Source organism: Clostridioides sp. ZZV14-6154, assembly GCF_020657785.1.
Classification (GTDB): domain Bacteria; phylum Bacillota; class Clostridia; order Peptostreptococcales; family Peptostreptococcaceae; genus Clostridioides.
Map to the genome: position 1 here is coordinate 153,932 of NZ_JAGWCY010000001.1, position 16,562 is coordinate 170,493.

The 16,562-nt window shown below is 29.1% G+C and carries 12 protein-coding genes; all 12 read left to right on the forward strand.

All coding sequences use genetic code 11. The features are described 5' to 3' along the window. Positions 1-5: 5 nt before the first annotated feature. Complete coding sequence (locus KGF45_RS00660; protein ID WP_227829390.1) at positions 6-800, forward strand: FAD binding domain-containing protein; 795 nt, start codon at positions 6-8, stop codon at positions 798-800. After that, positions 790-3,081 (forward strand): molybdopterin cofactor-binding domain-containing protein, encoded by a 2,292-nt coding sequence (locus KGF45_RS00665; RefSeq protein WP_227829389.1) that lies wholly within the window; start codon positions 790-792, stop codon positions 3,079-3,081. Before KGF45_RS00660 ends, KGF45_RS00665 begins: the two co-directional genes overlap by 11 nt. Further along, positions 3,082-4,395, forward strand: a complete 1,314-nt coding sequence (locus tag KGF45_RS00670) for an amidohydrolase family protein (RefSeq protein ID WP_227841597.1) — start codon at positions 3,082-3,084, stop codon at positions 4,393-4,395. It begins immediately after the preceding gene. 35 nt (positions 4,396-4,430) lie between these two features. Beyond that, positions 4,431-5,516 (forward strand): dihydroorotate dehydrogenase, encoded by a 1,086-nt coding sequence (locus KGF45_RS00675; protein WP_227841598.1) that lies wholly within the window; start codon positions 4,431-4,433, stop codon positions 5,514-5,516. A 251-nt stretch (positions 5,517-5,767) separates the two neighbouring features. Next, positions 5,768-6,553, forward strand: a complete 786-nt coding sequence (locus KGF45_RS00680) for a hypothetical protein (protein WP_227829386.1) — start codon at positions 5,768-5,770, stop codon at positions 6,551-6,553. 1,358 nt (positions 6,554-7,911) lie between these two features. Continuing rightward, a complete protein-coding gene (locus KGF45_RS00685; RefSeq protein ID WP_227829385.1) occupies positions 7,912-9,273 on the forward strand; it encodes a uracil-xanthine permease family protein in 1,362 nt (453 codons plus the stop codon). A 108-nt stretch (positions 9,274-9,381) separates the two neighbouring features. Then, the gene (locus KGF45_RS00690; protein ID WP_227841599.1) at positions 9,382-10,170 is read left to right on the forward strand and encodes an FAD binding domain-containing protein; all 789 of its coding nucleotides are present in this window, start codon (positions 9,382-9,384) and stop codon (positions 10,168-10,170) included. Beyond that, positions 10,170-12,470 (forward strand): xanthine dehydrogenase family protein molybdopterin-binding subunit, encoded by a 2,301-nt coding sequence (locus KGF45_RS00695; protein ID WP_227841600.1) that lies wholly within the window; start codon positions 10,170-10,172, stop codon positions 12,468-12,470. Before KGF45_RS00690 ends, KGF45_RS00695 begins: the two co-directional genes overlap by 1 nt. A 139-nt stretch (positions 12,471-12,609) precedes the next feature. Next, positions 12,610-13,887: an RNA-guided endonuclease InsQ/TnpB family protein gene (locus tag KGF45_RS00700; protein WP_227841601.1), complete on the forward strand. Its 1,278-nt coding sequence runs from the start codon at positions 12,610-12,612 to the stop codon at positions 13,885-13,887. A 201-nt stretch (positions 13,888-14,088) separates the two neighbouring features. Next, the gene (yqeC, locus tag KGF45_RS00705) at positions 14,089-14,817 is read left to right on the forward strand and encodes a selenium cofactor biosynthesis protein YqeC (RefSeq protein ID WP_227841602.1); all 729 of its coding nucleotides are present in this window, start codon (positions 14,089-14,091) and stop codon (positions 14,815-14,817) included. 106 nt (positions 14,818-14,923) lie between these two features. Then, the gene (mocA, locus tag KGF45_RS00710) at positions 14,924-15,493 is read left to right on the forward strand and encodes a molybdenum cofactor cytidylyltransferase (RefSeq protein WP_227829380.1); all 570 of its coding nucleotides are present in this window, start codon (positions 14,924-14,926) and stop codon (positions 15,491-15,493) included. After that, entirely contained in the window at positions 15,490-16,509 is a 1,020-nt protein-coding gene (locus KGF45_RS00715) for a molybdopterin-binding protein (protein WP_227829379.1), read from the forward strand. Before mocA ends, KGF45_RS00715 begins: the two co-directional genes overlap by 4 nt. Positions 16,510-16,562 lie beyond the last annotated feature (53 nt).

A 16,562-nucleotide genomic window follows, 5' to 3' on the forward strand; every position in this document is an offset into this window, starting at 1 on the left:
AGAATATGATAACTATAAAGGAATATGTAGTTCCAAAAAGTTTAGATGAAGCTTATGAACTGCTAATATCAAGAAAAAACAACATAATACTTGGAGGCTGCGGATTTTTAAAACTAGGTAGCAAAAATATTGGTTCAGCAATAGATTTAAAAGACCTAGGTTTAGATTATATAAATGAAACTGAGGATAGTATATTAATTGGAGCAGATACAAGTTTAAGAACTTTAGAATTAAATAAGGTTATTAAAAATTACTGTAGTGGAGTAATTTCAAACGCTGTTTCTAATATAGTAGGAGTTCAATTTAGAAGTGGAGCTAGAGTGGGAGCTAGCGTATTTGCTAAGTATGGATTTTCAGATTTAATACCTTCATTACTAGTAGTAGATGCAAAGGTTAAGTTATATAAAAAAGGGGTTATGAATTTAGCTGACTTTTTAGAAAGTGAGCTTGAAAAAGATATATTAATAGAAATTATATTACCTAAAAAAGATGCTATAGGTGTATTTGATTCAATAAGAAAATGTACAGGTGATTTTGCAGTATTAAATGGGGCAATGTTAAAAGAAGGAAATTCTTATAAAATTGCAATAGGAGCTAGACCAAGAAGAGCAAAGATTGCCTACAAAGCAAGTGAAGTGCTAAGTTTAGAAAATGATGCAGACAAAGCTGGAGATATATCAAGTGAAGAACTTTCATTTGGAAGTAACATAAGAGGAAGTAAAGAGTATAGACAAGATATGGCAAAAGCATTAGTTGTTAGAATGTATAATAGTATTGGGGGTGAGTTTAATGGTAAATAAAGAAGTAAGAAAAATAGATAGTGAAGCCATTGTTACTGGTAAGCCAATATATACTGAAGATTTAATTTTTCATAGAGATGTTTTGACTGTTAAACTTCTTAGAAGCCCACATGCTTTTGCAAAAATAAAAAATATTGATATAAAAAATGCATTAAAAGTAAAAGGTGTAGTAGATATATTTACTTACAAAGATGTACCAAATTATAGATATTCAATGGTAGGAGAATCATATCCAGAAGCATCACCTCATGACCAATTAATACTTGAAGATATAGTGAGATATGTAGGAGATGAAGTTGCTATAATAGCGGCTGAAGATGAAAGAGCAGCTATTAAAGCAATGAAACTCATAAAAGTTGAATATGAAGTAATGACACCAATATTAGATGCAAGAGAATCAGAAGGTAATAAAATTTTAATACATGAAGAAGATGACTTATTTTGTCCATTTGATTTTGGATTAGATGCTACAAAAAATATAGTATCAAGAGAGAAAATGGGTAAAGGTGATGTAGAAAAAGAGTTTAAAGAGTGTGATGTAATAGTAGAAGAATCTTATATGACTCAATCACAAGCACATTGTATGATGGAAACTCATAGAGCTTACACGTATATAGACACTAATGGTAGACTAGTAGTAACTTCTGCAAATCAATCAGCTTATCATATGAGAAGACAGGTTTCTAGAGCATTAGGAATACCTCTTTCAAAGGTGAGAGTAATAAAACCAAGGATAGGTGGAGGTTTTGGTGGAAAAAATATAGCTGTAACAGAGATATATGCATCATTTGTAACTTGGATGACGAAAAGACCAGCAAAACTTATATATACTAGAGAAGAAACTTTTGCAATGACTAACACTAGACATCAGATGTTCTTTGACATAAAGATTGGAGCAGATAAAGAAGGAAATATAAAAGCTATAGATATGAAAGCATTAAACAATACAGGTGCTTATGGTGACAATGGACCTTCAGTTTGTTCCGAGTCAGGGCATAATGTACTTCCAACATATAATAATGTACCTGCAATAAAGTTTGATGGAAGAACTGTATATACTAACTTGGTTCCAGGGGGAGCGTTGAGAGGATACGGAGCAACTCAGGGGACATTTGCACTTGATTGTGCAATAGACGAATTAGCACATAAACTTAATATGGACCCAACAGAAATAAAGTTGAAGAATATTATAAAAAAGCAAACTGAAGGCGGAATAATGAATTTTCCAATAAGAAGTTGTGCACTTGATGAATGTATAATTAGAGGTAAAAAGCTAATTGGATGGGATGAAAAATACCCTGTTATAGACATTGGAAATAATAAAGTAAGAGCTGTTGGAATGTCAGTTGGAACTCATGGTTCTGGTATAGCTAATATAGATATGGCAATAGTCAATATGAGAATGGATGAGGATGGAACTTACAAGTTATTTTCTGGGTCTTCAGATTTAGGAACTGGTTCTGATACAATACTTGCACAAATTGCTGCCAAGACATTAAATACATCTATTGATAGAATTTCCGTTTATACAGGAGATACAGATATGTGTCCATATGATACTGGTGCATATGCTTCTTGTACTACTTATGTAACTGGAAATGCTACAATAAAATCTGCTGAAAGTTTGAAACAAAAGATATTAAAAGTGGCTCAGAAAAAATTAGACTTACCAATAGATGATTTAATATTATATGAAGATAGAGTTTGTCATAGTGAGGACGTAGAAAAATTTGTTTTATTAAGTGAATTAGGAAGAGAATCTGTTGGTGGTGGAAATCAAGATGTTTTATATTCATCTGAATCTTATGGTATAAAAGAGAGTGCAAAACCATTCTTAGCAGGTTTTGCAGAGATTGAACTAGATAAAACAACAGGTGAGTTTAAAGTGATAAACTATGCTTGTTCAACTGATTGTGGTACAGTTATGAATCCTGCACTTGCCAGAATACAAGTTGAAGGAGGAGTAACTCAAGGTATAGGGCTTGCAATGTATGAAGACCCTAGACATGGTTCTGATGGGAAACTTCAGACTTCTAATTTGTTACAATATAAAGTTCCAACAAAAAAGGATATAGGAAATATATTAGTAGACTTTGTGGATAATTATGAACCAACAGGACCATATGGAGCAAAATCTTTAGGAGAAATAGTTATTCATACACCAGCACCAGCAATAGCAAATGCAATTTTTAATGCAGTGGGTGTGAATATAAGAGAACTTCCTATAACTTCTGAAAAGGTTTATATGGCTATGAAGAAACTAAATCAGGGAGGTAAATAAATGGTTGCTATAAAAAGTAAATACTTAATATCTTCTGCTGATGAAATATATACAAATTATGCCGTTGTAATAGAAAATGACATTATAAAAGATATATTGCCAAATGAAGAAGTTGAATTAAAATATAAAGATATTACAGAGATAATAAATAAATCAGATGCTATAGTAATGCCAGGCTTTATCAATGGGCATATGCATCAATATGGAGTGCTTTCTAGAGGAATACCAGCAAATGTACATTTTACTGATTTCGAAGGGTTTTTAAATGACTATTGGTGGCCATTTATAGAAAATAGAATAGGATTAAAGGAAGTAAAAGCCACAACTAAAGCGTCTGCAATAGAACTTATAGAATCTGGTGTAGTAGCATTTTGTGACACTCTAGAAGCTCCAAATACAGAAAAAGGAACTTTAATTGAGCAAGGTAAGATACTAGAAGAAATAGGAATGAAAGCAGTTTTATCTCTAGAAAGTTGTGAAAGAATAAGTTATGAAAATGGATTAAGATGTTTAGATGAAAATTCTAATTTAATAAAATGGAGCAGAGAAAACAGTAAATTAATAAATGGAATAATGTGTACACATACTAGTTTTACATGTTCAGATAAATTTATCAAAAAAGCTAAAGAAGATGCAAGAAAATTAGATGCACCAATGCAATTCCATTTATGTGAGAGTATATATGAACCAAACTACTCTAAAAAACACTTTAATAAAAAAGCAGTTGATTACTACAATGATTTAGATATATTAGATGAGACTGTATTAGCATCTCAATGTGTAAAAGTAGATGATGAAGAGATAGACATATTAAAGGAGAAAGGTGTAAAGGTAGTTCACATGCCTCTTAGTAACTGTGAAGTAGGTGGCGGTTTTTCTCCAGTTCCAAGAATGATTAAAAAAGGCATAAAAGTAGCATTAGGTACAGATGGATATATAAATGATTTTTTTGAAGTTATGAGAGGTGCGTTTTTAATGCATAAATCAGTTGAAGAAGATGCGTCTGTAATGCCAGCAAGTTTAGTATTTAAGATGGCAACAGAACATGGTGCTTATGCATTAGGGCTTCAAAAATCAGGAAAAATAACAGTTGGTAATAAAGCAGATATAGTAGTTATGGAAGATGAATTTAAAACTCCTGTAACACTTGATAATATATTTGACCAGATAGTAGTGCAAGGTAAAAAAGAATTTATATCAAATGTATACATAGATGGTAAACATATTTTAAAAGAAAAACAATTAGTTGACTTAGATAAAAAAGTTATTGTTAAAGAAATGAAAGATGTTGCCTGTGAATTCTGGAAGTTTTAATAAATGTAAATAAATATGAAAAGGGGAAGTAAATAATGTATAATTTTTTAGGGAAAGAATTAAAATCACCTTTTATAATAGGTTCAGGTCCGTTGACATATAGTGCAGCTGGATGTAAGATACTAAGTGATGCAGGAGCAGGGGCAGTTGTTACTAAGACAATAAGAAAAGAAAGAGCTATAAATCCAGCACCTCATATGGTGAGAAATACAGCCAATGCTCTTTTAAATAATGAGAAATGGACAGATTTTGAACCAGAGCAATGGATAGATTTTGAAATACCACAAATGAAAAAAGATGGAACTGTATGTATAGCTTCAATAGGTCATACAATAGAAGAAAGTAGTGAACTAGTAGAAAAGGTTGCAAATGCAGGAGCTGATTTTATCGAGTTGGTATCTTATGACTATAGAGATTTAATACCAATGCTTAAAGATGCGAAAGAGAGAGTGAATATACCAATAATAGTTAAACTTCCTCCTATGATAGATGAAATAGGGGCTTTTGCTAAAAAATTAGAAGAAGCAGGAGCAGATGCAATAACTGCTTGTGATTCTGTAGGACCAGCACTTAGAATAGATATAGAAACTGGGCAACCTTTATTAGGTGGAAATGGAATTGGATATTTAAGTGGAGAAACTATTAAACCAATAACTCTACAAAGAATATATGAAATAAAAAAAGAAGTAAATATACCTATAATTGGATTAGGTGGATGTGTAAGTGGAGATGATGCTTTAGAGATGATTATGGCAGGTGCTGACTTTGTTGGTATATGCTCAGTAGTAATATTAAAAGGAGCTCAAGTAATAGCTAAAATACACAATGACCTAAATTCTAATCTTGAAAGACTAGGATATAGAACTATAGAAAATGCTTGTGGGATAGTACATAAGCATATGGGAGAGGTAAATGAAAGACTTAGTTTTGAATTTACTTATGATGAAGAAAAATGTACTAAATGTAAGATGTGTGAAAGAGTGTGTGCATATCAAGCTAGAAAATTAAATGATAAGATGGAATTGAATGAAGATGAATGTAGATATTGTGGTCTTTGCATATCAGTATGTAAACCAAAAGCACTTGGAAGAAAAATTTCATGTCCAGAATTAAATGCATAAGATGTTTTATAAAAAATATAATTTTAAAAGATAAAAATTTAGATACAAATAAAGGATACCATATTAAAATGGTATCCTTTTGTTTGTAATTATTATTTTTAGATATATATATATATATTAATTATTTTTTGTAGTAATTATAAGTAATAATTTTATTAATTAAATTTATGATAACTATTTTAGATATATATGTTAACATTGTATAGCATTTGTATAAGATGTTATAATAATTAATAGGGATGGTGATGTAAGTGGAAGATAAAATTTTAGAATTATTACATATTATAAATAAAGACGTGGTTAGCATGAAAAATGATATGTCAGAAGTAAAACAAGAAGTAAGTATAATGAAAGAAGAAATAAGTGAAGTAAAACAAGAAATATGTATAATGAAAAATGACATGTCAGAAGTAAGACAAGAAGTAAGTGTAATGAAAGAAGAAATGAGCAGCGTAAAACAAGAAGTAAGTGTAATGAAGAAAGAAATGAATGAAGTAAAACAAGAAGTAAGTGTAATGAAGAAAGAAATGAATGAAATAAAACAAGAAGTAAGTGTGATAAAGAAAGAAATGAATGAAGTAAAACAAGAAGTAAGTGTAATGAAGAAAGAAATGAATGAAGTAAAACAAGAAATAAATGTAGTGAAAGATAATTTACATGAAGTTAAATTAGAAATGAACTCTATGCAAAATCAAATAAGTAATGCAAGTAAAGATATAAGTGAAATTAAAGCAGAAAATATTATAGTTAATGAAAAACTATATGAAATAGCTGTTAAAGTAGATGCCTTAGAATCTGAAGGTAAATCAATTAAAGAACAACAAATTGAACAAAATAGTATTTTAGGAAGTTTATTACATAACTCTGAAATAAATAAAGCTACTCATGATAATATGGAACATAGTATAGCACATATAAAAGGTGATACAAACGCCATAAAAGAAGATGTTTCCGAAATAAGAAGAGATTTAAGTTTAGTAGAATTAGCTACCAGCAAAAATTGGAGCGATATTGTAAAACTAAAATCAGCTAGATAATCTTTTAATTACATTAACTTATCATCCATAAAAGTATAAACTTTCATATACAATATAGATGCTTATAATAATCTTACTATTTATTATAAATTTTAGAAATTAAAATAAAAATTTGAGAAAAGATCACTTGAAAAATACTTTTGGTCTTTTTTTTTATGTAATTATAAAAATATCATAAAAATAAAATTTAAAATTTGCTTAATAAAAAATTACAGAACAGTTGAAATAAGTAAATTTTTATCAATGAAAGTATAAAAAATTTATTCTATGCAAATGTATGCAAACATTGGCATTAAAATTGCTCTATAGAAATAATAAATAGTAATATACATAGATTGTATTATACAATACTATTACTATTTTTAATTATAGATATTGGTTTATATCTATAAGCTAGATAGAAACTTGTATGTTTTATGTTGCAGATACAAATATAGTAAAGGAGAGTACATGGGTACAACTGAGATACATAGCTTATTAAGTTTTTCTGTCTTATGATAATTATATTATAAAATATTCATAAATATTTTGATTTTCAATTTGAAAATTATTTTATGCTCAAATTAATTATTATGTAATTAATTTAATAACAAAAACAGTGAAAGAGTAAATAATATTATTTACAGGGGGTAATAAAAAAGTATATTAAATAAGTTGTACTTTTAGCCCCGTACATAAAGAAATTTATGTAGGACACAACTTTAAAACCAGTAAATCCTAAAGCCTTGCAACTACAATAAAAGATAGAAAGAAACTTTTATGAATGTGGTGAAAACCAGAAACAATAGCAAGGATGGTATATGGTGAGAGCCTAAGTACTTTACAATGGACATTTGGTCGCCAAGCCTAGAAATAGGAAGGTCAAACGACTATCTCGAAAGAGAGTACACTATAAGCGATTGATAGTGGAAACGGGTTGCTCTTAACAGGTAATGCTGAAGATGAAGAAATAGTCTACGCTCATATGAAAGTATGAGGTCACTTAAAAATTAAAGTGGCATCTATAAAGTAGCGTTTATAGGTAAATGTTTAAAACTTACAAGATATAAATACTTATGAAAACTTATAACTTATAATGATTAAGATTGAAAGATTTAGATTGGATTAGAATTGTTGTAAAAAATTTTAAGGTCCATAGCTATAATACTCTTATATTTGTAAAGCACTATAAAACATATACAAAATAATAGAATAAATTTGATTGTTAATAATTAAATTTGTTGCACATGATTTTTAAGTATGAAAACTTAAATGTATTACTGAGTATAGTAAGATTTATAAAAGTCATTTAATTTAATATATTAAATTTTTAAGTATTTATATAATTCAATAAGTTTTATGTAACGGGAGTTTTTATTATGAAAGCAAAAAGTACATCAAAATTTGAATTAGACGGAATACCACCACTAAAGGAATCAATACCTTTGGGGTTACAACACTTAATGGCAATGGTAATAGGTAGTTGTTTACCAGCAATATTAATTGCAAATGTAGCTGGACTTGATTATAAAATGTCTACACTATTGATTCAAGCTGCATTAATTTTTGCAGGATTATCAACTTTGTTACAATTATATCCAATACCACTATTTAAAGGGTTTAAATTGGGAGGAGGAATACCAGTTATAATGGGAGCTACAGCAATGTTCATAGGAGCTGGAGTTTCTGTTGCAGGCAAGTATGGATTACCTGTGTTATTTGGTTCTCAAATAATTGCTGGTATAGTAATAATCATAATTAGTTTTGGTCTTAAAAAAATAAGATTTATATTTACTCCAGTTGTATCTGGCACGATAGTTGCATGTATGGGTCTTGGACTTTTCCCAATAGCAATAAAAAACTTGGCTGGAGGTATGGGGAATGAGACATTTGGACAACCAATTAATTTTATAGTTGGAATAGCTGTATCACTTATGATATTAGGATTAAATAAATATGGCAAAGGATTATTTAAAGATGCATCAATACTAGTTAGCATAATTTTTGGATATATTTTATCTCTAATGTTGGGAATAGTAAATTTTTCTTCAATTCAAGAGTTTACTTTGATTGCACTTCCAAAACCACTTGTTTTTGGATTAGATATAAAGATTGAGGTTGTAGTAATGTTTTCAATAATATATTTGGTTGAAATAGCTGATATTATGGGAGCATGTACACTTTCTGCAGTAGGAGGGCTTAATAGACAAGTGACAGATGAAGAACTTTCTTCTGCTGTTTTAGGAAATGGAGTATTATCTACAATAGGAGCATTATTTTCTGCTACTCCAATGGGGATGTTTGGTCAAAATTCTGCAATCGTTTCTAATACAAAAATTATAAGTAAATTTGTATTAGCTATTGGAGGAATTGGATTATTTTTGGCAGGAGTATCACCTTTATTAGCTAATTTAATCAGAACAATACCTCCTTGTGTGGTTGGAGGAGCAACACTCGTAATATTTTCAACTCTTACAACATCTGGATTAAGACTTGTTAGCATGGATGGTTTTAATCAAGAAAATAGTATGATATTAGGTCTTTCTATGGCAGCTGGCATAGGATTTATGGTGGTTCCTCAAGTGCTTGAAAAATCTCCAAAATTTATAGAAACATTACTTGCAGATTCGAGTGTAGTTTCAGGAGCTATGGTTGCCATAATAGTTCAAGGTTTATATATGATAAAATTTTCAAAAGGTAAGGACAATAAAAATAAAAAAGATAAAAAAGAAAATATATAGAGTAAAAAATTAATAGAACTAAATTAAGATTACTATATATTTATAAAAATTAAAGCAATGTACTTAATAGATTTCAAGTTTTAATAAATATGATATAAGGGGGATAAGATGGTTACTATAAAAGAATATTCTGTTCCACAAAGCCTGGAAGAAGCATATAAAATTTTAATTTCTAAAAAAAATAATGTTATTTTAGGTGGTTGCGGATTTATAAAATTAAGCAATAAAAACATAGGAACAGCCATAGATTTAAAGGATATAAATCTAGACTATATAAAAGAGGATGAAAAAAATATACTAATAGGAGCAGATACATCTTTGAGAAGTTTAGAAATAAATAAAACTATTAAAAATTATTGTAGTGGAATAGTCTCAAGTGCTGTTTCTAATATAGTTGGTGTTCAATTTAGACAAGGAGCAAGAATTGGAGCTAGTGTATTTTCGAAATATGGTTTTTCTGACTTGATTCCAGTACTTTTAGTTGTTGGTGCGAAGGTAAGGTTATACAATAGTGGAATATTAGAGCTAAATGAGTTTTTAGATAGTGAATTAAATAAAGATATATTAATTGAAGTAATACTTCCTAAGAAAGATGCAGTAGCTGTGTTTGATTCAATAAGAAAATGTACAGGAGATTTTGCTATATTAAATTCAGCGATGTTAAAAGAAAATGATACTTATAAAATAGCAATTGGAGCAAGACCTCAAAGGGCTAAATTAGCACTTGAAGCAAGTGATATATTGAGTAAAGAAAAGGATATAGATAAAGCATCTATTATTGTAGGTAAAGAATTAATTTATGGAAGTAATATGAGAGCAAGCAAAGAGTATAGAATAGATATGGCAAGTGCGCTAGTTAAGAGGATGTATAGTGCTATTGAGGGAGGTAATAGATAATGATTAATAAGGGGATAAGAAAGATAGATAGTACAGCAATTGTGACAGGAAAGCCTCTATATACTGAAGACCTTATTATGCATAAAGATGTTTTGACTGTTAAACTTCTTAGAAGTCCACATGCACATGCCAAAATAAAGAATATAGACACGTCAAAAGCTGAAAAAATTCCAGGAGTTGTAGGAATTTATACTTATAAAGATGTCCCACAAGTTAGATATTGTGTTCCAGGTCAAACAGAACCAGAAGCATCTCCTTATGATAGAGTCTTACTTGAAGATACGGTTAGATTTGTTGGAGATGAGGTAGCATTAGTAGCAGCAGAAGATGAAAAAACAGCCATTAAAGCTTTAAAAATGATAAAAGTAGAGTATGAAATTTTAAAGCCTGTATTTAATGCAAGAGAAGCAGAAGGAAATGAAGTTATTATACATCCAGAACAAGATATAGTAGAACCATATCCTTTTGGATTAGATGCAAAAAATAATATAGTATCAAAAGAGTTTTTCGAGTTTGGTGATGTTGAGGCTAAGCTTAAAGAAAGTGAATTTGTGGTAGAAGCATCATATAAGACTCAAAGTCAATCACATTGTATGATGGAAACTCATAGGTCATATGCATATAAAGATATAAATGATAGGATTGTTGTTGTGTCATCATTACAATCACCACACAATGTAAAGAGAATACTTAGAAAAGTATTGGGGATTCCTTCTTCTAAAATAAGGGTAATAAAGCCTAGAATAGGTGGTGGATTTGGAGGAAAGAATATAGCAGCAACAGATATATTTACTGCATTTGTGACTATGAAAACTGGAAGACCAGCAAAATTCGTTTTTACAAGAAGTGAAACTTTTGTAGGTTCTAATAGTAGGCATGAAATGTTTTTTGATGTTAGAGTAGGTGCAGACAAAGAAGGAAATTTAAAGGCGATAGAATTAAAATCACTAAATAATACAGGTGCCTATGGTGGTAATGGAGTTTCTGTTTCTTCAGAATCAGGTCATAATACATTACCAATATATAATGATATTGATGCTGTTAGATTTGATGCTAGAACAGTATATACTAATAGATTGCCAGCAGGTGCACTTAGAGGTTATGGAGCTACACAAGGCATATTTGCAATAGATAGTGCTATTGATGAATTAGCTAATAAGGTTGGTATAGACCCTCTTGAATTTAGAGTTAAAAACATAATAGATAGATATACTAATGGAAAAGCAGCAGAAGAAGAAATACTAAGCTGTGAATTAAAACAGTGTATAGAAAAAGGGAAAGAATTAATTAATTGGGATGATAAATATCCGTGTAAAGATATAGGCAATAACAAGGTAAGGGCAGTAGGTATGGCAGTGGCAAATCATGGTTCTGGTATACCACGTGTGGATATGGCAACAGTGACTATACGAATGGATGAAGATGGGACATATAAGTTATTATCTGGTCTTGCTGATTTAGGCCAAGGAGCTGATACAATTCAAGCACAAATTGCTGCTGAGACTTTAAATACGACTGTAGATAGAATATCTGTTTATACAGGTGATTCGGACCTATGTCCATATGATACAGGTGCATTTGCTTCTTGTACTACAACAGTTACAGGAAATGCAACAATAAAAACAGCAAACAAATTAAAAGAAATATTACTTTCAATATCAGAATCTAAACTCGGGTCTAAAAAAGAAGATTTAGAGTTAAGTGAAGATAGAATTTTTGTTAAGAATGATGAGAGTAAATTTGTGTTATTAGAGGAATTAGGAAGAGAGTCAGTTGGAGGTATTGGGTTTTCAAGTGACGATGTACCAGTTGTTTTAGAAGCAACAGAATCATTTGGTATGTTAAAAAGAATAAAACCATTTATAGCAGGATTTGCTGAAATAGAATTAGATAAAAATACAGGGGAATATAAGGTAATAAATTTTGCATGTGTCCCAGACTGTGGTACAGTTATAAATCCAACATTAGCTAGAATACAAGTAGAAGGTGGAGTAATGATGGGAATAGGGTTTACAATGTATGAAGACCCTAAATTTGATAGAGATGGAAAGTTATTGACAGACAGTTTCTTGCAGTATAAGGTTCCTACAAAAAAAGAAGTAGGAAATATATTGGTAGATTTTGCTGATAATTTTGACCCAGGAGGACCTTATGGAGCTAAATCTTTAGGAGAAATAGTTATACATACGCCAGCACCAGCAATTGCAAATGCAATCTTTAATGCTACTGGAGTTCGTATAAGAGAGCTTCCTATAACTTTTGAAAAAGTGTACATGGGTATGAAAAACAATAACAAATAAATTTAATAAATGATATACTATAAAGTATAAAATTAAGTTATTTTGTAAAATAAAGTAATTGAATAGACATTATATATGGTGCTTTCTAAAAATACCATATATAATGTCTAATAGAGTAAGAGTTAAAGGAGGTGAGTTTATGCCAAATAGAACAAAAAACATACATTATGGGACTCAGAGACAACAATTAAAAAATTTAACTAAAAAAGAATATCAGGCTTTGCGAGAGATGTGCTTTTTAGCAAAGAATTTGTATAATGTTGGTACATATAATGTCAGACAACATTACTTTAATCAAGGAGAGCATCTTAATTATGAAGCTAATTATCATGTGTGTAAAGAAAATGAAAACTATAAACTACTCAATAGTAATGTAGCACAACAAATACTAAAAGAAGTTGATAGTTCGTTTAGGTCATTTTTTGGTTTAATTAAATTAGCTAAAGAAGGCAAGTATGATTTTAGAGGAATAAAATCACCTAAGTATTTAGACAAAGAAGGTTTTTTTAGTATAATAATAGGTCAAATAAGAATTAAAGACGATGGAATTTTAAATGTTCCTATGTCTCCAGCATTTAAAAAAATGTATGGAAAGGTGAGTATAAAAGTTCCAAATAATATATTAGACAAAAAAGTTAAGGAAATAAGAATAATACCTAAACATAAGGCTAGGTTCTTTGAAATTCAGTATTGTTATGAAATACCGAAATCAGAGGAAGTTTCAAATAAAAAAAATGCACTGGCAATAGATTTAGGTTTAGAAAACTTATGTACTTGTACTACCAATTTAGGTGATAGTTTTATTATAGATGGGAGAAGGCTTAAGTCTGTGAATCAATGGGCAAATAAGCAAAACGATAAAATAGAGGCTTTAAAATTAAAAAAGAATATAAGTTTAATTACAAGAAAACAATTTAAAGTATGGAATAAAAGAAATAATCAGGTTAAAGACTATGTAAATAAAACTTGCTTTTACATAATTGACTACTGTGTAAAAAATAATATTGGCAATTTAATTGTAGGATATAATGCTAAGTTAGAAAAAAGTGATAATATGGAAAAGAAAATATATAGAAATTTTATAAGAATTCCTTTTGGAGAGATAAAAGGAAAACTAGAGTACCTATGTAAAATAAAAAATATTAATTTCATTAGACAAGAAGAAAGCTATACTAGTAAATCAGATTTTTTTGCCAATGATTATCTTCCTGATATTAATTTGGATGATGTACAGAAATACAAATTTAAGGGAGAAAGAATAACACGTGGTCAATATAAATCTAGTAAGGGTATGATTATAAACGCAGATGTAAATGCAAGTCTTAATATATTAAAAAAATCACAAATAGTTGATTTATCTTATTTGCAGAATAATCCTCAGGTGTTAAAGCAAGCACAAAGAATAAGAATATCTTAATAATAATTAAAAGATAAACTGATAGCGTATAAGCTTACAGCTTAGCGGCGAATTGGATCCGCCTTGTTGTTTACAACAGAATCTATTTACTTTTTAGTTTATAGAATTTCAAAAATCACTTTTACTAAAAAAGTTAAATTATAAATTTCAAATAAATAAAATTTAGGATATTTAAAAGAAATAGTTATGAGAGGTGAAAGTGTGAAATTATCAGATATGATAGGAGCAAATGAAATAATAACTGTAGTTGGAGCAGGAGGAAAAACTTCATTTATAAAATACTTTGCGAATTTTTATAGAGATAAGCTAAAAGTTTTACTTACAACAACTACTAAAATATATTTACCTGATAGAAAAGACTATGACAATATATTTATGACAATAGGTGGAATTTCTATTCCATCTATTTGTCATGGAGTAACAGTATGTGGAAGCTGTATAAATAATGAAAATAAAATAGTAGGAATAAAGTTATCTGATTTAGAAAAAATGATAGACAAATTTGATTTGGTCTTGATAGAAGGTGATGGTTCAAAGAGAAAAAAACTTAAAGGTTGGAATGATGGAGAACCAGTAGTATATTGTAAAACTACAAAAACTATAGGTATATTAGATATAACTTCATTTGGAATGGATATTAATGAAGAAAATATACATAGGTTAGATGAATTTAAAAAAATAACTAATTTAAATATGTGTAATATAAATGATAATCCTACAGTAAGCCTTTATAATTTAAAAAATGTAGTATTAAATCCAAAAGGATTGTTTAAAAATTATCATGGGAAAAAAATATTATTTATTAATAAAGTCGAAAATGAAATATATGAAAGTTTAGCTATAAATTTAATTAAAATTATTAAAGAGCATGAAAGCGAAATAGATATATTTTATGGAAGTATAAAACAAAATTTTTGTATAAGATATTGAAGTATTAAAATAGTTTATGTGATATTATATATATAGATAATATCAATAAAGATACTATAAAATCATAACAATATCAATACATTATAAATGTTAAGGAATGATATATATGATAAATGCAGTAATAATGGCGTCAGGATTTGCCAGAAGAATGGGAAAAAATAAACTTTTATTGGAATATGATGGATGTTCTATAATAGAACATGTACTTAAGGCAGTTAGTAAAATTAATTTTCATCAAGTTGTAGTTGTAAGTCAATATAAAGAAGTTTTAGCACTATGTAATAAATATGGCTTTAAATATGTAGATAATAAAGATGCAAATATAGGTCAGAGTGAATCCATAAAATTAGGAATTTTAAATAGCTCAAAATGTGATGGATATATGTTTTTTGTGGGAGACCAACCATTTATTGATGATTTATATATAGATAAAATTATAAATACTTTTAAATTAGATAGAAATTTTATAGTAATTCCAAGATGCAAAGATGTATGTGGAAATCCAGTTATATTTCCATTTAGCAAAAAAAAGGAATTGTTGGCACTTAAAGAAGATGAAAAAGGGAAAACTATTTTAAAGAATTCATCAAAAATAAAATATGTAGAAGTTCCCAAAAAAATGTTATTAGATATTGATACGAAAGTGGATTATGAAAGAATAGGGGGCAAATTATGAAATTAATAAAAACTATAGATGCTGTTGGACAAGTTTTATGTCATGACATTACTCAAATAATACCAGGAGAATTTAAAGGAAGAAAATTTAAAAAGGGACATGTAGTAAAAGAAGAAGACATTCCAGTTTTATTATCTCTTGGTAAAGACAACTTATATGTATGGGAAAAATCAGAGGGAATGATTCATGAAAATGAAGGAGCTTTATTTTTAAAAGAATTAACTGCTGGAGAAAATTTAGATTTCAGTGAAATAAAAGAAGGAAAGATAGATTTTATAGCAGCATGTGATGGGCTTTTAAAAATAGATGTTGATGCACTTTTTGATTTAAATTGTGTTGGTGAAATAATGATGGCAACTCTTCATAATAATTTTGTAGTAAATAAAGGGCTAAAAGTAGCTGGAACAAGAGTCATACCTCTAGTCATAGATGAGAAAAAACTAGAAGAGGCAAAAAAAGTAGTTGATAACAGAAAAATAGTCAAAGTAATACCTTTTAAACCTAAAAAAGTAGGAATCGTTACTACTGGAAATGAAGTATTTTACAGTAGAATTGTTGATAAATTTGGACCAGTAATAGAAGAAAAAGTAAAGGGGTTTGGATGTGAAGTTATAGGCCAAACTATATGTCCAGATGATAAGGATATCATAAAAAATGCAATAAAAGAATTTATAAGTCAAGGAGCAGAACTTATCTGTTGTACTGGTGGAATGAGTGTAGACCCAGATGATGTCACACCGACAGCTATAAAAGAGACTGGAGCTGACTTAATTACATATGGTTCACCAATATTACCAGGAGCAATGTTTTTACTTGCTTATTATGGAGAAGTTCCGATTATGGGGATACCTGGATGTGCAATGTATCATAAAACTACAGTATTTGATATAGTTCTATCTAGGATTTTAATAGATGAAAAACTTGACAAATATGATATAGCTAAATATGGTCATGGTGGTCTTTGTATGAACTGTGATGTATGTACTTACCCTGCATGTAATTTTGCTAAAATATAAAATCATATAAATAGAGTACTTACAAACTTAGGTACTCTTTTTAAGTATTAATG